Here is an 18,202-nt window from a genome sequence, read left to right on the forward strand (position 1 = left end):
GAAAGGGCCCGGCCTCCAGCCGGGCCCTTTTCCATTGCCCGAAACCGACCACACCCGCGCTTCAAGCACGGCGGTCACACCATCCATCTCACGGCCGATCCCAGAGCCGCACTCAGGGCGAATCCCAGAACCGAGCCCAACGCCGAGCCCGGGCCGATTCCCGGAGTCGAGCCCATAGCCGATCTCAAGACGGATCCCCGCGCGGATTTCACGGCCGGTCTCTGAGCCGAGCCACAGGGCCGAGCTCACAAGGCCGAGCTTAGAGCCGATCCCGCAAGTCGATCTCAGAGCCGTCCGCTCCGGCCCGTCTCCTTCTCCTCGCCCTCGCCCGCCGTCTCGCCGCAGCGGGCATCCCACGCCCCGCCGGGCCCTTCGGTGAGCGCCTGGAGCACAGACGCCGCACTCCCTGCGCTCCGAGCGCCATCCGGATCCCCTGCGCCCACGATGCTCGCGATGCTCGTGCCCGGGCCGCCGGCCGCCGGATGAACGTGTGACGGGCCGGCTCGCCGTACACGCCGCAGATCGCTCCCAGACGGACGGGAACCACTCGGAACCCCTATCCCGCCAGATCGCCCACGGACCGCCGTTTGGGCCCTTATTGGGCACCCGGAACGGGCGGCTGAGCGCATGGACACGGTCCGCCGAGGGCCCTTTTGACGTAGTACCCCCTCTCTCGGTTTCATCCGATCAGTGTGATTTACATCACATAAGCCCCCATCTGAGAGCCGACACTCGGTACGGCAACAGACGTCCGACACCACTCGTGATCAGCGCAGATGCCGCACAGACCCCTCAACCACCCCGAAGTTCGCGGGTCCGGAGGGGATGGGCGGACGCGGTGGTTCCACTTACACCACACCAACTTCTCCTATAACTTTCTGACCGTTCCTTTACTGACGTATGGGGCGCAGGAGTCGCCTCACGACAGACCAGGGAGAGAAAGTTGAAGCGCACCCTCGCACTCGGTGGTGTCGCGGCCGGCCTGCTGGCCTCCGCCGCCATCGCCGCCCCGGCTCACGCCGACTCCATCCCGAGCGTGAACCTGGCCAACACCAACCTCGCCGCTCAGCAGGTCGCCCAGTACTGGTACGCCCAGGCCAAGGCCAACCTCGTCAACGCCACGCCGTACACGGTGGAGACCACGGTCGCCGCCAAGCACGTGACGACCGGCGGGGCTTCCGCTGACACCAAGGCCGGTGTCGTCGGCTCCAGCGGCGACCAGAAGGCTTCCACCGGCACGTCGAAGAACGTGAACCTGCCGAAGACCACCGGCAAGGTGTTCTTCACCGGCGCCGACGGCAAGCCGCACTGGTGCTCCGCGACCGCCCTGCAGTCGACCTACAAGAACGTTGTGGCGACCGCGGGTCACTGCGTCTACGACACCAAGTCGAACAAGACGACGCTGGACAACTGGGTCTTCGTCCCCGGCTACTACGAGGGCAAGACCCCCTGGGGCATCTACGTCGGTAAGACCGCTTACACGCACTACGACTACAGCGTGTACGAGGACGGCGACCGCGACTACGCGTTCGTCACGGTCTACAACGGCGTCATCCCCACCGAGAACGGCACCAGCGGCGGCGGCGTCTCGAAGTTCTTCAAGAACAAGAAGGACGCCGAGGACTACAAGGCCAAGCTCGCGGCCGACAAGACCACCGGTTGGTCGAAGCTCGCGGTCGTGCCGGTCTTCGGCAAGTCCGCCGGCAAGGACAACGACCACAGCTGGAAGAACGGCGACAACCGCGGTAACGACCGTGGCCGTGGCCACGACCAGGGCCCGGGCCGCAACATCATCGGCTACAAGGTCACCGGCGTGAAGCTGTCGATCGGCCTCAAGGACGTCGGCACCCTCGGTGCCAACGTCGGTGGTCAGGGCCTGGCCTACAACCAGAAGGTCGGCACGGCCGTCTTCGAGTTCGGTTACCCGAGCGGGTCGCACCCGGACGGCAACTACGCCTTCACCGGCAAGACCCAGAAGTGGGCCTACGGCAAGACCTTCAAGGCGAGCGCTCCCTCGATGAAGGCCGAGGAGCTCGTCGGCATCAAGTCCTCCTTCACCGGTGAGGGCGCCATCGGTTCGTCCTGGCTGTACCGCTACAGCAGCGCCAAGCGGCTCGGTTACCTCAACGGTGTGACCATCGCGGTCTCGGACACCGACGGCAACGGCCGGATCGACACCAGCGTTTCCCCGTACTTCGACGGTGAGACCCTGGGCGTCTACAAGGCCGCCGCCGCCAACTGGTCGGGCAAGATCGTCTGATCTTCCCCCGGTCAATGATGTGAGAAAAGGGCCCGGCCTCCAGCCGGGTCCTTTTTCTTACGCATTTCGCCGGACCGCCGAGAAGGCGCCGGGAAGAAGACTCCGTGAAGACACCACTGAAGACACCGGGAAGACGGTGAGAAGACGCCGGGGAAAACGAACGGCGTCGGCTATTAACCGTCCCCCTCGCCCTTCCCGGGACCGCCCGGCCACCGCCGCGACGGCGGCATCCGGTTCCGGCGCCGCCAGGTCCTCTCCCTCCGTACGGCCAGGGAGGAGTCCGTCCCGTCAGTGCCCGGACGCGGCCGGCCCGTACGACCTCACGACACCCGGGAAGCCCGCTCCCGCCACGGCGAATTTCACCGGGAAAGACCCCGCAGCGCCCGCGAGCAATGGCATTCACATTGAAGATCACGATCAAGATCACGAGGTGATACCCATTGCTTCACCTCTCTTACGCCCTCAGCTACCAATCCGGTAGTTTTTGCGCATCCTTTACTGACGCATGAGGCGAAGCCGCGCCTCACGACAGACCATGGAGAGCACTTGAAGCGCACCCTCGCGTTCGGCGGCGTCGCGGCCGGCCTGCTGGCCACCGCCCTCGTCGCCTCCCCCGCGCACGCCGACCACTTCAAGCCCAAGGCCAAGCCGCTGGCCGAGACCAACTTCGCCGCCAAGCAGGTCGCCGCCTTCTGGCTGGGCGAGAAGATGGCGAACCTGGTCAACGCCACGCCGTACGGCACGGAGACCAAGGTCGCCGCCAAGCACGTCTCGACGATGCCCAAGGGAACGGCCGACACGAAGCCCGGTGTCGTCTCGTCCAGCAGCGACAAGAAGGCCACGAGCACGTCGAAGAACGTCAACCTGCCCCGCACCACGGGCAAGGTGTTCTTCATCGGCTCGGACAACAAGCCGCACTGGTGCACCGCGACCGCCCTGCAGTCGCTGCACAAGAACCTGGTGGCCACGGCCGGTCACTGTGTCTACGACACGGTGAAGGACAAGGACCTGATGGACAAGTGGGTCTTCGTCCCGGGTTACTACAACGGCAAGACGCCGTACGGCATCTACGTCGGCAAGATCGCGTACACCCACTTCGACTTCACCACCTACGGTGACGGCGACTTCGACTACGCGTTCGTCGCGGTCTACAACGGTGTCGTCCCCACGGACGGCGGCACCAGCGGCGGCAAGTACGAGTCCCGGCTCTACCGGACCAAGTGGGACGCCTACAAGGCCAAGGACCAGCTGGCGAAGGACAAGACCACGGCTTACTCGAGCCTCAAGGTCGTGCCCGTCTACACGGACCAGAAGCCGGGCGTCAAGTCGGCGAGCCCCTCCCCGTCGCCCTCGCCGTCCGCCTCGGCTTCCCCCTCGTCCACGCAGAGCAAGAAGTACCTCGTGGGCTACAAGGTCGTCGGCCTGAAGCTGACGATCGGCCTCAAGGACGTCGGCAAGCTGGGCGACAACGTCGGCGGCCAGGGCCTGGCCTACAACCAGAAGGTCGGCCAGCCGACCTTCGTGTTCGGCTACCCGAGCGGCTCTCACCCGGACGGCAACTACGCCTTCACCGGCAAGACCCTCAAGTACAGCTACGGCAAGACCTTCCCCGCCACGGCTCCGGCCCTGAAGGGTGAGGCGCTGCAGGGCATCAAGTCGTCGTTCACCGGCGAGGGCGCCTCCGGTTCCGCCTGGCTGTACAAGTACAACAACGCGACGCGGTTCGGTTACCTGAACGGCGTCACCATCGGTGTCTCCGACACCGATGGCAACGACCGCTACGACACCAGCGTTTCGCCGTACTTCGACGGTGAGACCCTGGCCGTCTACAAGGCCGCTGCCGCCACCCCCTCCTCCAACATCGTCTGATGCCTTCTTGATTGAGGCTCAGCTGAGCAAGGGCCCGGCCGCCTGCGGCCGGGCCCTTCTCCTTTTGTGCCGGTATCTCCCGCGAACGCTCTCCACGCTCCCCGCCGCCACGACGCCCTCACGACGCCTCAGACGCGTCTTCCCGCCGTCCGCGGCGACCGGGCCCTCGGCCGCCGGAGCAACGCCGCATGGGGCGGATCAGACGTGATCACCGGGCCACACGGTTCCATCTCACGAATGTGATTTACGTCACATTTGCCGCGTTTGTGATCAGCGACACAGAGCGCGCACACCCCCGCGAAATCAGCATCTCATCAGCGCAAACACAGGAACCTTTCAGGTTCGGCTCCGACCTCCATCAATGCGGGTGCGCCGCCGGGGCAGGTTTCGGCCCTACTTTCCGCCTGCCTCCTTCGATAGCTTGCTTACCGTCCCTTTACTGACGTGTGGGCCTGTTTTGTGCCCCCGACAGACCGAGGAGTACAACCCTTGAAGCGCACCCTCACTCTCGGCGGCATCGCGGTCGGCCTGCTGGCCTCCGCCGTCGTCGCCACCCCCGCGCACGCGGACTCCGTTCCGCACGACACCCTGGCCAGCAGCAACTTCGCCGCCAAGCAGGTCGCCGCCTTCTGGTTCGGCGAGCGTATGGCCAACCTCCGCAACGCCAAGCCGTACAACGTGGAGACGCGGGTCTCCGCCAAGCACGTCTCGACCGGCGGGGCCTCCGCGGACAGCAAGCCCGGCGTCGTCGGCTCCAGCGGCGACAAGAAGGCGACCAGCAGCACGAAGAACGTGAACCTGCCGAAGACCACCGGCAAGGTGTTCTTCATCGGCGCGGACAAGAAGCCGCACTGGTGCACGGCGACCGCCGTGCAGTCGCGTTACAAGAACCTGGTGGCGACCGCCGGCCATTGCGTGTACGACACCAAGAGCAACAAGGCGACCCTGGACAAGTGGGTCTTCGTGCCCGGTTACTACCAGGGCAAGACCCCGTGGGGCATCTACGTGGGCAAGACCGCGTACACCCACTACGACTTCGACGTCTACGAGGACGGCGACCGCGACTACGCGTTCGTGACCGTCTACAACGGCGTCCTGCCCACCAGCGGTTCCAGCAAGAGCTACGCCCGCACCTACGAGACCTCCCGCGAGGCCAAGCGGGCCAAGGCCAAGCTCGACCGCGACAACGCCTACTCCCACCTTCGACTGCGGCCCGTGGTCGACACCCGCCATGTGGTCAAGGAGGGCACCCGCGACTCGCAGAAGGTCTACGTCAAGCGGGACGACTGGAAGAAGCTCAACCCCGAGGGCACCCCGGCCGACGGTCCCTTCAAGGAGGGCACCGGCGTCACGGACAAGGAATACCGCTTCAAGCCGCGTGGCTGGGAAGAGGGCAAGCAGTCCCGTGACGGCAAGGCGTTCTACCTGAAGAAGGGCGACAAGTACGTCGTCCGCACCTACTGGATCAACTACGACGTCGACTACCGCCTGACCGGCCGGATCCTCTCCATCGGCCTGAAGGACGTCGGCACCCTCGGCTCCAACGTGGGCGGCCAGGGCCTGGCGTACAACCAGAAGATCGGCGCCGGCACGTTCGTGTTCGGCTACCCGAGCGGCTCGCACCCGGACGGCAACCACGCCTTCTCCGGCAACACGCTCAAGTGGTCGTACGGCAAGACCTTCAAGGCCAGCTCCCCCACCATCAACGCGCAGGAGCTCATCGGCATCAAGTCGTCGTTCACCGGCGAGGGCGCGCTCGGCTCGGCGTGGCTGTACCGCTACAGCAGCAAGAAGCGGCTCGGCTACCTCAACGGCGTGACCATCGGCGTCGCCGACCGCGACGGCAACCGGCGCTACGACACCAGCGTCTCCCCGTACTTCGACGGTGAGACGTACGGCGTGTACAAGGTCGCCGCGAACAACTGGTCGGGCAAGATCGTCTGATCGGTCACCGCTGCACGCGAAGGGGCCCGGCATCCCGCCGGGCCCCTTTCCGTTCTCCGCCTCGCCGGTGGCGGATTTCTCCGCCTCGCCGATGGGTTGATCACATCTCCGGTTGCCGAGATCGCGACCGGCCGGCGGCCTACTGCCCTTCGAGGCGCTCCGCCAACGCCATCCACTCGATCTCGGCCGCCTCCTTCTGCGCGGCGATCTCCCGCAGCTCGGCGTCGAGCCTGCCCAGGCGTTCGAAGTCGCTCGCCGCCTCGGCCATCTCGGCGTGCAGCTTCGCCTCACGCTCGCCGAACTTGTCGATCTGCCGTTCCAGCCGGTTGAGCTCCTTCTGCAGCTCCCGCAACTCCTTGGCGGACAGCCCGCCCGACGGCGCCGGCTGCTCGTCGCGGGCGGCCCGCTCGGGAGCGCCCGTGGCGGCGGCCGCCCGGGCCGACAACGCGGCGCCCGCCGCGCGGCGTTCCAGGTATTCGTCCACGCCGCCGGGCAGCATCGACAGCCTGCCGTCCCCGAGGAGCGCGACGCAGCGGTCCGCCACCCGCTCCAGGAAGTAGCGGTCGTGGCTCACCACCACCAGCGTGCCGGGCCAGCCGTCGAGGAGGTCCTCCAGCTCGGTGAGCGTCTCGATGTCGAGGTCGTTGGTCGGCTCGTCGAGCAGCAGCATGTTGGGCTCGTTCATGATGAGCCGGAGGAGCTGCAGCCGCCGCCGCTCGCCGCCCGACAGGTCGCCGACGACCTTCCACTGGGCCTCGCCCCGGAAACCGAGGCGTTCGAGCAGCTGGGAGGCCGACCACTCCTTCTTGCCCACCTGGACGTACTTGCGGATCTCCTCGACCGTCTCCAGCACCCGCCGCGTGGGGTCCAGCTCGGCGAGCTCCTGCGACAGGTGGGCGAGCCGCACGGTCTTGCCGCGCACGATGCGGCCGGAGTCGGCCTCGACCGTGCCGGACAGCAGGCGCAGCACCGACGACTTGCCCGAGCCGTTCACGCCGATCAGGCCGATCCTGTCGCCCGGGCCGAACTGGTACGTGCAGTGGTCGAGCACCAGGGGCCCCGCGCCTGGGCCGCCCGCGTGGAGCGTCACGTCCTCCAGGTCCACGACGGTCTTGCCGAGCCGCGCCGAGGCGAAGCTCAGCAGCTCGACGGTCTCCCGCGGCGGCGGCTCGTTCGCGATCAGCGCCTCGGCGGCGTTGATGCGGAACTTGGGCTTGGAAGTCCGGGCCGGCGGGCCGCGCCGCAGCCAGGCGATCTCCTTGCGCATGAGGTTCTGCCGGCGCTCCTCGGCGGCCTGCGCGATCCGCGCCCGCTCGGCCTTGGCCAGCACGTACGCCGCGTAGCCGCCCTCGTATCGCTCGACCGAGCCGTCGACGACCTCCCACGTGCGGGTGGAGACGGCGTCGAGGAACCACCGGTCGTGGGTGACGACGAGCAGCGCCGACTTGCGCTGGACGAGATGCCCGGCCAGCCAGGCGATGGCCTCGATGTCGAGGTGGTTCGTGGGCTCGTCGAGGATCAGCAGGTCGTGCTCCTCGACCAGCAGCCGCGCCAGTGCCGTACGGCGGCGCTCCCCGCCCGACAGCGCGCCCGCGGGGGCCGCGAGGTCGATGTCGGCGAGCAGGTTGGCGAGGATCTCCCTGATCGCGGCGTCGCCGGCCCACTCGTGCTCGGCCCGGCCGGCCAGGACGATGTCCTTCACGGCGGCGTCCGGGTCGAACTGGTCGCGCTGGGCGAGCGCGCCGACGCGCAGCCCGCGCGTGTGGGTGACCCGCCCGCTGTCGGGCTTCAGCGTTCCGGCGATGATCGAGATGAGCGTGGTCTTGCCGCCGCCGTTGCGGCCGACGACGCCGATCCGGTCGCCTTCCTCCAGCCCGAGAGAGACGTCGGCGAGCAGGGGCTTGGGCCCGAAGGCGTGGGAGACGGACTCCAGATTGACCAGATTCATCGCCCGTAAAGCTTATCCGGCCACGGTGGCCCCGGGGACGGGCCCGTGGGCGGTGACGACGGACCTGCAGCCGTCCACGTCCTTGAGCAGGGCGGCCAGCTCGTGCGCGTGCTCGGCCGACTCGGCCAGGAAGGCGCAGGTGGGGCCGGATCCGGAGACGATCGCGCCGAGCGCGCCGTGCGTGCGGCCGGCGGCGAGCGTGTCCGCGAGCGAGGGACGCAGCGCAAGCGCGGCGGGCTGCAGGTCGTTGGACAACGCCTGCCCGAGCGCCCTCGCGTCGCCCTCGCGCAGCGCGGCGAGCAGGGCCTCGCTCACCGCGGGCGTGGGCGCGGCCACTCCCGCCTCCTCGCGCAGCCGGTCGCACTCGCCGTACACCCGGGGCGTGGACAGGCCGCCGTCGGCGAGGGCGAAGACCCAGTGGAAGACCCCGGCGGTCTCCAGCGGGGCGAGCCGCTCGCCGCGTCCGGTGCCCACGGCGGTGTCGCCGAGCAGCGCGAACGGCACGTCGCTGCCGATGTCGGCGGCGATCTCCATCAGGTCTTCGACGGGCAGGCCGAGGCCCCACAGGTCGTTGCAGGCGACCAGCGCCGCGGCGGCGTCGGCGCTTCCGCCGGCCATGCCGCCCGCCACGGGGATCGACTTGCGGATCAGCAGATCGGCCCGGTAGGAGCGGCCCGCGCGGTCGGCCAGCGCCCTGGCGGCCCGTACGGCGAGGTTGTCGTCGCTCACCGGGACCTCTCCCGTGAGGTCGCCCTCGACCCTGACCCTGAGCGGGGCGGCGGAGGGATCCGCGTCGAGCGGCTCGGCGGCGGTGACCTCGTCGAACAGCGAGACCGCGTGGAAGACGTTCACCAGGTCGTGATAGCCGTCCTCGCGCAGCGGCCCGACCGCGAGCTGGAGATTGACCTTCGCCGGCACGCGCACCGTGATCGCGCTCATCGCCCGCCCTACCGCCTCACGTCGCCATGCCTGCACTGCCTGGACATGGGACCGAAGCTTAGCGTCACCCGCACCCCCCGAGATCCGCCGGCGGATGCGGTCCGGACAGCGGAAAGGGGCCCGGCGGGATGCCGGGCCCCTTCGCGTGCAGCGGTGACCGATCAGACGATCTTGCCGGACCAGTTCTTCGCGGCGGTCTTGTAGACGGCCAGGGTCTCACCGTCGAAGTACGGCGAAACGCTGGTGTCGATGCGCTTGTTGCCGTCGGTGTCGGAGACCGCCATGGTCACACCGTTCAGGTAACCAAGCCGCTTGGCGCTGCTGTAGCGGTAGAGCCAGGACGAGCCGATGGCGCCCTCACCGGTGAAGGAGGACTTGATGCCGATCAGCTCCTCGGCCTTCATCGACGGCGCGGCCGCCTTGAAGGTCTTGCCGTACGACCACTTGAGGGTCTTGCCGGAGAAGGCGTGGTTGCCGTCCGGGTGCGAGCCGCTCGGGTAGCCGAACACGAACGTGCCGCTGCCGATCTTCTGGTTGTACGCCAGGCCCTGGCCGCCCACGTTGGAGCCCAGGGTGCCGACGTCCTTCAGGCCGATCGACAGAGCCCGGCCGGTCAGGCGGTAGTCGACGTCGTAGTTGATCCAGTAGGTGCGGACGACGTACTTGTCGCCCTTCTTCAGGTAGAACGCCTTGCCGTCACGGGACTGCTTGCCCTCTTCCCAGCCACGCGGCTTGAAGCGGTATTCCTTGTCCGTGACGCCGGTGCCCTCCTTGAAGGGACCGTCGGCCGGGGTGCCCTCGGGGTTGAGCTTCTTCCAGTCGTCCCGCTTGACGTAGACCTTCTGCGAGTCGCGGGTGCCCTCCTTGACCACGTGGGCGGTGTCGACCACGGGCTGGATGGTCACGTGCGAGTAGGCCTTGTCGCGGTCGAGCTTGGCCTTGGCCCGCTGAGCCTCACGGAGGGTCTCGTAGGTCCGGTTGTAGCTCTTGCCCGAGGCGCTGGTGGGCAGGACGCCGTTGTAGACGGTCACGAACGCGTAGTCGCGGTCGCCGTCCTCGTAGACGTCGAAGTCGTAGTGGGTGTACGCGGTCTTGCCCACGTAGATGCCCCACGGCGTCTTGCCGTTGTAGTAACCCGGGACGAAGACCCACTTGTCCAGGGTCGCCTTGTTGCTCTTGGTGTCGTACACGCAATGGCCGGCGGTCGCCACCAGGTTCTTGTACTGGCTCTGCACGGAGGTCGCCGAGCACCAGTGCGGCTTCTTGTCCGCGCCGATGAAGAACACCTTGCCGGTGGTCTTCGGCAGGTTCACGTTCTTCGACGTGCCGGAGGAGGCCTTCTTGTCACCGCTGGAGCCGACCACGCCGGCCTTGGTGTCGGCGGAGGCGCCGCCAGTGGACACGTGCTTGGTGGGGACCGTGGTCTCCACCGCGTACGGCGTCGCGTTGACCAGGTTGGCCTTGTTCTGGCCGTACCAGAACGCGGCGACCTGCTGGGCGGCGAAGTTCGTGCTGGCCAGGGTGTCGTGCGGAACGGAGTCCGCGTGGGCGGGGGTGGCGACGGCCGCAGAGGCCAGCAGGCCGACCGCGATGCCGCCGAGGGTGAGGGTGCGCTTCAACTTACTACTCCCTGGTCTGATCGTCGGGCGCCATTGCGCCCCATCCGTCAGTAAAGGACGGCTAAAAGCTATCTGAGGATTTGCTGTCAGTGACCGCCCTAGTGGTTTTCGGTCTGAGCCACCCGTCAAGATCTCGACCGTCGCCGCCGCCCGCACCCTCTCGGCGGCCGTCACGTTTTCGCTGATCACACGGGCCGCCGTCGCCGCAATGTCACGAATTGTCACTGATCGACACATGTGCTCGGTGTGACGTAAATCACACTTCTTCGATGGAACGGATCTCCCGTCGATCACGTCCAAATTGGCCCGATCAACGGGGTCGCCGCCACCGCCAGTTCAGCTCGCCCGGCTCCGGAGCCGGGCCGGGGAAAGCACCCCCATCGACCCCCTCTTCGGCGGCCCTCGCGATACCGGCCAGCGCCATCGCCAGGAAGCGCCGCCGCAGCTCGCGCGTGCGTTCGGGGTCGGGCACGCGTACGGCGGCGCACCCCTCCAGCACAAGGCCGAAGTCGTCGGCGACCAGGTCGCGGCGCTGGACGACTCGGCCCGCGCCTGGGCGACGGTGGACGACGACGCCGAGCAGGTGCCGGTGCCGCTCCCCCAGGGCCCCATGCCTGCGTGGCTCGCGGCCGGCGCGTGTGCGCTCGACGCGGCGGTGCACGCCTGGGACATCGCCGTGGCCACCGGGCGGCCCTCGCCGCTCACCCCGGAGATGGCCGTGCCCTTGATGGAGGTCGCCACCCGGATCGTCGAACCCCTCCGGGCCTACGGCGCGTACGCTCCCGCCATCGAAACCGGCGACGATGCCCGCGACGATGCCGGCGCGGTGGCCGCGCTGCTGGCCTACCTCGGCCGCCGGCCGATCTGAACCGGTTCCAACCGGTTCTAGGTCGCCGCCGCGGCCCGCTGCTCGGCGATGCGGGCGAAGTCCTCGATCTTCAGTTGCTCTCCGCGGGCCGAGGGGTCGATCCCCGCTCCGAGCAGGGCCTTCTCGGCGGCGGCCGCCGTACCGGCCCAGGAGGCGAGCGCGGCCCGCAGCGTCTTGCGGCGCTGCGCGAACGCCGCGTCGACGGCGGCGAACACCTCCCGCCGGGTCGCCGTCGTCACCGGCGGCTCCCGCCGTACGAGCGAGACCAGGCCGGAGTCGACGTTCGGCGCGGGCCAGAAGACGTTGCGCCCGACCGGGCCGACCCGGCGCACCTCCGCATACCAGGCGGCCTTCACCGAGGGAACGCCGTAGATGCGCGACCCCGGCGTCGCGGCGAGCCGGTCGGCGACCTCCGACTGCACCATCACCAGCCCGCGCCGCAGCGACGGCAGCACCTCCAGCAGGTGCAGCACGACCGGCACTGACACGTTGTAGGGCAGGTTCGCGACCAGCGCGGTCGGCTCGGTGCCGAGCTCGACCGGCCCGACCTTGAGGGCGTCGGCGTGCACCACCTTCAGCCGGCCGGCCACCTCGGGGGCCCGCTCGGCGACCGTCAGCGGCAACTGCTCCGCCAGCACCGGGTCGATCTCCACGGCGACGACCTCGGCGACCTCCGGGAGCAGGGCGAGGGTGAGCGAGCCGAGGCCCGGCCCGACCTCGATCGCCACGTCGTGCGGCTCGACGCCGGCGAGCCGGACGATCCGGCGGACGGTGCCGCCGTCGATCACGAAGTTCTGCCCCAGCTTCTTCGTCGGCCGGATGTTCAGCTTCTCCGCGAGTGCGCGCACTTCGACCGGCCCGAGCAGACTCATGCCTCCAGTGTCTCCCGCGCTACCAGGCGCCGAAGACGGTCTCGCCGTTGGCCGTGATCCGGGCGGCGAGGTCGGCGAGGTCCATGCCCTTGACCTCGGCGAGGCAGCGGAGCGTCAGCGGGATCAGGTAGGGCGCGTTGGGCTTGCCCCGGTGCGGCGTCGGCGGCAGGTAGGGCGCGTCGGTCTCGACCAGGATCAGCTCGGGCGGCGCCACCGCCGCCGCCTCGCGCAGATATCCGGCGTTCTTGTACGTCACCGGGCCGGAGAACGACATGAAATAACCGGCGTCCACACACCGCTTGGCCATCTCGGCGTCGCCCGAGAAGCTGTGGAAGACGACCACGTCGGGCGCGCCCTGGTCGGCGAGCACGGCGAGCACGTCGTCGTGCGCGTCGCGGTCGTGGATCACCAGGGCCCTGCCGGTCCGCTTGGCGATCTCGATGTGCGCGCGGAAGCTCGCGTGCTGGTCGTCCTTCGACGCCCAGTCGCGGAAGTAGTCGAGGCCGGTCTCCCCGACCGCCCGCACGTCCGGCCGCCGCGCGAGGTCCTCGATCTCGGCGAGGACCTCGGGCGTGGCGGCGTGCGCCTCGTTGGGGTGGATGGCCACGGCCGCGTAGACGTCCCGGTGCCGACCCGCCACCTCGGCGTTCCACCGGGAGGACGGCAGGTCGTATCCGACCGTCACCAGCCGCGTCACGCCGACCGACTTCGCCTCGGCGAGGATCGACTCGACGCTCGCCCCGGCGGCCTGGGCCGCCAGCGCGACCGGGTCACCCGAGGACGCCTGCCGGTTGCCGACCATGATGTCCAGGTGGCAGTGGCTGTCGAAGACCTCACCCGGCAGCGCCTCGGGCGGCGCGGGACGCTCACGCGACATGGTCAGGCGTTCTCCAGCCTCGGGAAGAGGATCTCGCCCTTGACGACCTGCGCCCCGGCGGGCAGCTTGCCCCAGGTGGCGACATCGGCGATCCGCTGGTCGGCGAGCGCGCCGAGGTGCGGCTCCGCCCCGAGGGACGCCCACAGCTTCTCGCTGGTGGCGGGCATGACCGGGTTGAGCAGCACCGCGATCGCGCGCAGCGACTCGGCCGCCGTGTAGAGGATCGTGGCGAGCCGCGCCTGGCCCTCGGGCGAGGCGTCCTTGGCGACCTTCCACGGCGCCTGGTCGCTCAGGTAGCCGTTGACCTGCTTGACGAAGTCGAAGATCGCGCCGATGCCGCCCGCGAAGTCGAGGTTGTCGCCGATCGCGGTGTCCGCCTGGGCCACCGCCGCGGCCAGGCCGTCCGCGATCGCCTGCTCGGCCGGGCCCGCGTCCTTCGCCTCCGGCAGCACGCCGTCGAAGTACTTGCCGATCATCGCGGCGACCCGGGACGCCAGGTTGCCGAAGTCGTTGGCGAGCTCGGAGGTGTAGCGCGCGGAGAAGTCCTCCCAGGAGAACGAGCCGTCCTGGCCGAACGGGATCGCCCGCAGGAAGTAGTAGCGGTAGGCGTCCACGCCGAAGTGGCTCGTCAGGTCACGCGGCGAGATGCCGGTGAGGTTGGACTTGCTCATCTTCTCGCCGCCGACCAGGAGCCAGCCGTTGGCGAAGATCTTGCGCGGCAGCGGCAGGTTGTTGGCCATCAACATGGCCGGCCAGATCGCCGCGTGGAACCGCAGGATGTCCTTGCCGACCAGATGGACGTTCGCCGGCCAGGTGTCGTCGAACTTCGCCTGGTCGGAGCCGTAGCCGACGGCCGTGGCGTAGTTGAGCAGCGCGTCGATCCACACGTAGATGACGTGCTTGGGGTCCCAGGGAATCGGGACGCCCCAGTCGAAGGTCGAGCGCGAGATCGACAGGTCCTGCAGGCCCTGCTTCACCAGCTGCACGATCTCGTTGCGCGCCGAGGCGGGCTGGATGAAGTCGGGGTTCTGCTCGTAGTGCTCCAGCAGGCGCGGGCCGTACGCGGAGAGCCGGAAGAAGTAGTTCTCCTCCTTCAGCCACTCGACCGGGCGCTTGTGGATCGGGCACAGGTCGCCCTCCAGCAGGTCGCCGGGCGACTTGTACTCCTCGCACCCGACGCAGTAGGGGCCCTCGTATTCGCCCTTGTAGATCTCGCCCTTGTCGTACAGGTCCTGCACGAACTCCTGCACGCGGTCGGTGTGGCGCGGCTCGGTGGTGCGGATGAAGTCGTCGTTGGCGATCTGGAGGTGCTCCCAGAGCGGCTTCCAGGCGTCCTCGACGAGCTTGTCGCACCACTCCTGCGGCGAGACGCCGTTCGCCTCGGCCGTGCGCATGATCTTCTGACCGTGCTCGTCCGTGCCCGTGAGGTACCACACCTTCTCGCCGCGCTGGCGGTGCCAGCGGGTGAGCACGTCGCCCGCGACGGTCGTGTAGGCGTGGCCCAGGTGCGGGGCGTCGTTGACGTAGTAGATCGGCGTCGTCACGTAGAACGCCGACTCCCCGGATGCAGTCGTTCCTGTAGCCGCCATGTGCGAATCCTATCGGCCCCGGAGAGATGACTCCCCGGGTTGAACCGCCGTACGCCGCGCCCGGACGCGGGGCGAGCGCCACGCGCGCCGCGGAGACCTCGTCAGCGCGGGACGCGCGCCACGGAGGCCCTGTCAGCGCGGGGCGCGCGCCGCGGGTACGGTCCCGCGCGGACACCGTGCCGGCGCGGCGCGTGTCAGGCCACGGACTCGCGGTCGGCCACGGTCTCGGCCTCGCGGCTGACGGCCTCGGCGGCCTCCTCGGCCGCGGACGCCGCGATGTCGACCGGGTTCTCCCGCGTACGGCGGATGCCGAGGATGCTGATGAACAGCGACGCGAAGATCGTCTGGAAGCTCATGATGAACGCGGTCGCCGACGGCACGACGAGGCGCAGCGACTCGGCCGGGATCAGCTCGCCGAAGCCCTTGCCGCCCCAGTGGGCGAGCGAGGCCACCAGGCCCGCGAGACCGGCCACGGCCAGCGCGCCACCCGCGAGCAGGCCCTTCTCCAGCGTGACGACGTCGACCAGCCTGCGGATGCGCCGGTCCTCGGGGAGGAAGCCCTCCTCGGCCGCGTACACCTTGGTGAACAGCGCGAACAGGACGGCCTGGAAGCCGATGACCACCATCGCGGACGCGCCGACCAGCGTGTCGACGTCGAAGGCGAGCTTGCCGATGTAGACCGGGCCGAACGAGAGCACGGCCCCGGCGACCAGGCCGAGGCTCATCAGCACCAGGCCCGGGATGAAGAACAGCCAGCGCGGGCTGTACAGCATCAGGAAGCGCAGGTGGCGCCAGCCGTCCCGCCAGGAGCGCAGGTGCGGCGGGCGGGAGCGGCCGTCGGGCGACAGGGTGGTGGGCACCTCGCGGACGTCGAGCCCCTGCAGCGTGGCCTTCACCACCATCTCGGAGGCGAACTCCATGCCCCCGGTCTGGAGCCCCAGCCGCAGGATCGAGTCGCGGCGGAAGCCGCGCAGCCCGCAGTGGAAGTCGCCGATCTCGCTGGGGAAGAACAGCCGGCCGATGAACGACAGGACCGGGTTGCCCAGGTAACGGTGGAGCGGGGGCATGGCCCCCGGAGCGATGCCGCCGCGGAACCGGTTGCCCATGACCAGCTCGGCGCCGTCCCGGAGCTGCTCGACGAAGGGCATCAGGTTCGTGAAGTCGTAGGAGTCGTCGGCGTCGCCCATGATGACGTACTTGCCGCGGGCGGCACGGATGCCGCCGATCAGGGCGTTGCCGTAACCCTTCTCGTCAATATGGACAACCCGGGCGCCCGCGTCGCGGGCAAGCTGTTGGGAGCCGTCCGTACTGCCGTTGTCGGCGATGACCACCTCGCCGTCTATTCCGTTCTCGCGCATGCAGGTGAGAGCCTTGCGAACACAGATCTCAACGGTCTCGGCCTCATTGAGGCATGGCATGACAACGGTAAGTTCCACGTCGCAACTCCTCGCATATGACGGCAGGACACCAATGATGCCCGCTTCCCCGTAGCGCCCGAGTCAAGTCCGTGAAACGGCTGGCATTCTGTAACCGTGACTCCACCCACCGCTGGGGCGGCGGGCTCCCCGCGTCGCCGGCCAAGCGGCGTCGCAGAGGACGAGCCCGGCCCGGAGAATTCTCAGCGCGCCGGCCACGTCGGCGTGCAGGGTATGCCCACAGGTGACGGGCCGGAACTCCGCCCGGGTGGCGGGGCTCCCGGTGGCGCGGTTCTCCCGCGCCGCACGCCCGTGGGCGTTCCATGGAAGGCACCGGCGACATTCGAGGGGAGGAAGCGCGGACTCATCCGCCGGTTGGAGCAGGCGGTCGAATCCGCGCGACTGTGATGGTCGCGATCGCGGATCCCCCGTCGGTGGACGTCTCTCCGGCCGGGGGCTGGGGCCGTCCGCTCGCCCTGCTGCGCCGGCACAGGGTCTTCGCGGTGACGCTCGGCGTCGCCTTCGTGCTGCGGGTCATCACGATGCTGGGCTTCGGCCCGGCCATGTGGTTCAACGACTCCTACGACTACGTGTCGGTGGCGCTGCGCCCGCGTCCGCACCCGATCCGCCCGGACGGGTACAGCTTCTGGCTGCTGCTGCTCAAGCCGTTCCACAGTTTCTCGCTCGTGGTGTTGACCCAGCACCTCATGGGGCTGACGGCGGCGTTCCTTATCTATGCGCTGCTGACCAGAAGATTTGGGATGCCAGGTTGGGGGGCGACGCTGGCCGCAGTCCCCGTGATGTTCGACGCCTACCAGATCCAGCTCGAACAGCTGATCATGTCGGACACCATGTTCATCCTGCTCGTCGTGGGCGTGGTGACGCTCGTGCTGTGGCGGGAACGGATGACCTGGCGGAGCGGGGCCGTGGTCGGGCTGCTGCTCGCGCTGACGGCGCTGACCCGGAGCATCGGCCTGCCCATCCTCGCCCTGGTCGTGGGCTATCTGGTGATCAAGCGGGCGGGCTGGAAGCCGATCGTCGCCATGGTCGTCGCGTGCGCGCTGCCCGTGGTGGGCTACATGGGCTGGTTCAAGGCGGTCAACGGCCAGTTCGCGATGACCAACAGCGACGGGGTGATCCTCTACATGAGGACGTCGCTGTTCGCCGACTGCCACAAGATGGACATCGACGAGCGCCGCGAGCTTGAGCTGGCGCTGCTGTGCATCAACATCCCGCCCAAGGACCGCGGGCTGTCCGCCCAGGCGTACCTGTGGTGGGACGACCAGAACCAGCTCCACGTCTTCGGCTCGGGGATGAAGTTCACCCCCGAGATCAACGCGAACGCGAGCGCCTTCGCGAAGAAGGCGATCCTGGCGCAGCCGGGCGACTATCTGGCCGCGGTGGCCAAGGACTTCTTCCGCGCCTTCCAGTGGGGCCGTCCGCGGTTCCCCGACGCCAAGACCTTCCTGCAGTACGAGTTCGACAACGAGTACACCCGCAAGCTGCCCAAGTGGAGCTCCTACCACAGCACCACGGACAAGGACGCCGAGGCGTACGAGAACGGCCCGGCCGCGACACACGTGGTCTCACCGTGGTCGGACATCATGATCGGCTACCAGAAGGTCGTACGGCTGCCGGGCCTCGTGCTGGGCCTGGTGCTGCTGTTCGGCCTGTACGGCGTGTTGCGGCGCTGGCGCGACCTCGGCGGGCCCGAGCTGCTGCCCTGGCTGGGAGCGGTGGGGCTGATCCTGGCCCCGGCGGCGACGGCCGAGTTCGACTACCGCTATCTGCTGCCCGCCGTGCCGCTCGCCTGCCTCGCCGCCGGCATCACCGCCGCCGGCCTGCTGGGCCGCCCCTCGCCGCGGCTGTCGTCCCTGCGCCCCTGGTCCCTGCGGCCGCTGCCACTGCGCTCGTCCTCGCTGCGCCCGTGGTCGCGGCGCGGCTCCTCGCTCCGTTGACACGGCGCCCGGCCCCCTGAGCAGGGGCCGGGCGCTTCCGGTGT

General features: G+C 68.9%; 12 protein-coding genes. 5 read left to right on the forward strand and 7 right to left on the reverse strand.

All coding sequences use genetic code 11. From position 1 onward, the window contains the following. The first annotated feature begins 943 nt into the window (after positions 1-943). From HCK04_RS41615 to HCK04_RS41625, 3 genes are all read left to right on the forward strand, one after another. Positions 944-2,260 (forward strand): hypothetical protein, encoded by a 1,317-nt coding sequence (locus HCK04_RS41615; protein WP_205831170.1) that lies wholly within the window; start codon positions 944-946, stop codon positions 2,258-2,260. 546 nt (positions 2,261-2,806) lie between these two features. Beyond that, entirely contained in the window at positions 2,807-4,129 is a 1,323-nt protein-coding gene (locus HCK04_RS41620) for a hypothetical protein (RefSeq protein WP_205831171.1), read from the forward strand. Between the two features lie 489 nt (positions 4,130-4,618). Then, a complete protein-coding gene (locus tag HCK04_RS41625; RefSeq protein ID WP_205831172.1) occupies positions 4,619-6,073 on the forward strand; it encodes a hypothetical protein in 1,455 nt (484 codons plus the stop codon). Positions 6,074-6,212: 139 nt separating this feature from the next. Here the strand turns inward: HCK04_RS41625 and HCK04_RS36985 are convergent, their stop codons facing one another. From HCK04_RS36985 to HCK04_RS41630, 3 genes are all read right to left on the reverse strand, one after another. Beyond that, on the reverse strand, positions 6,213-8,021 hold the full coding sequence (locus tag HCK04_RS36985) for an ABC-F family ATP-binding cassette domain-containing protein (protein ID WP_142651989.1): 1,809 nt from the start codon (positions 8,019-8,021) through the stop codon (positions 6,213-6,215). 12 nt (positions 8,022-8,033) lie between these two features. Continuing rightward, positions 8,034-8,960 carry a 4-(cytidine 5'-diphospho)-2-C-methyl-D-erythritol kinase gene (locus HCK04_RS36990; RefSeq protein ID WP_142651990.1) on the reverse strand — a complete coding sequence of 309 codons (927 nt, stop codon included), beginning with the start codon at positions 8,958-8,960 and terminating at the stop codon, positions 8,034-8,036. A gap of 161 nt (positions 8,961-9,121) precedes the next feature. Beyond that, complete coding sequence (locus HCK04_RS41630) at positions 9,122-10,579, reverse strand: hypothetical protein (RefSeq protein WP_205831173.1); 1,458 nt, start codon at positions 10,577-10,579, stop codon at positions 9,122-9,124. 301 nt (positions 10,580-10,880) lie between these two features. On the opposite strand from HCK04_RS41630, the gene HCK04_RS37005 reads away from it, so the two are divergent. Next, on the forward strand, positions 10,881-11,447 hold the full coding sequence (locus HCK04_RS37005; protein ID WP_142651991.1) for a hypothetical protein: 567 nt from the start codon (positions 10,881-10,883) through the stop codon (positions 11,445-11,447). A 17-nt stretch (positions 11,448-11,464) separates the two neighbouring features. Here HCK04_RS37005 and rsmA read toward each other — a convergent pair whose 3' ends face one another. The 4 genes from rsmA to HCK04_RS37025 all read right to left on the reverse strand — a co-directional run bounded on the left by rsmA (position 11,465) and on the right by HCK04_RS37025 (position 16,221). Beyond that, positions 11,465-12,319 carry a 16S rRNA (adenine(1518)-N(6)/adenine(1519)-N(6))-dimethyltransferase RsmA gene (gene rsmA, locus HCK04_RS37010; RefSeq protein WP_142651992.1) on the reverse strand — a complete coding sequence of 285 codons (855 nt, stop codon included), beginning with the start codon at positions 12,317-12,319 and terminating at the stop codon, positions 11,465-11,467. Between the two features lie 19 nt (positions 12,320-12,338). Beyond that, complete coding sequence (locus tag HCK04_RS37015; protein WP_142651993.1) at positions 12,339-13,196, reverse strand: TatD family hydrolase; 858 nt, start codon at positions 13,194-13,196, stop codon at positions 12,339-12,341. A gap of 2 nt (positions 13,197-13,198) precedes the next feature. Next, the gene (metG, locus tag HCK04_RS37020) at positions 13,199-14,785 is read right to left on the reverse strand and encodes a methionine--tRNA ligase (protein ID WP_142651994.1); all 1,587 of its coding nucleotides are present in this window, start codon (positions 14,783-14,785) and stop codon (positions 13,199-13,201) included. A 194-nt stretch (positions 14,786-14,979) separates the two neighbouring features. Next, the gene (locus tag HCK04_RS37025; RefSeq protein ID WP_221890027.1) at positions 14,980-16,221 is read right to left on the reverse strand and encodes a glycosyltransferase; all 1,242 of its coding nucleotides are present in this window, start codon (positions 16,219-16,221) and stop codon (positions 14,980-14,982) included. A gap of 386 nt (positions 16,222-16,607) precedes the next feature. Between HCK04_RS37025 and HCK04_RS37030 the strand changes: the two genes are divergently transcribed. Beyond that, positions 16,608-18,158 carry a hypothetical protein gene (locus tag HCK04_RS37030; protein ID WP_205831174.1) on the forward strand — a complete coding sequence of 517 codons (1,551 nt, stop codon included), beginning with the start codon at positions 16,608-16,610 and terminating at the stop codon, positions 18,156-18,158. The last annotated feature ends 44 nt before the right edge of the window (positions 18,159-18,202 follow it).

The sequence above is a fragment of the Microbispora sp. CL1-1 genome (genome assembly GCF_012034195.1).
GTDB lineage: Bacteria > Actinomycetota > Actinomycetes > Streptosporangiales > Streptosporangiaceae > Microbispora.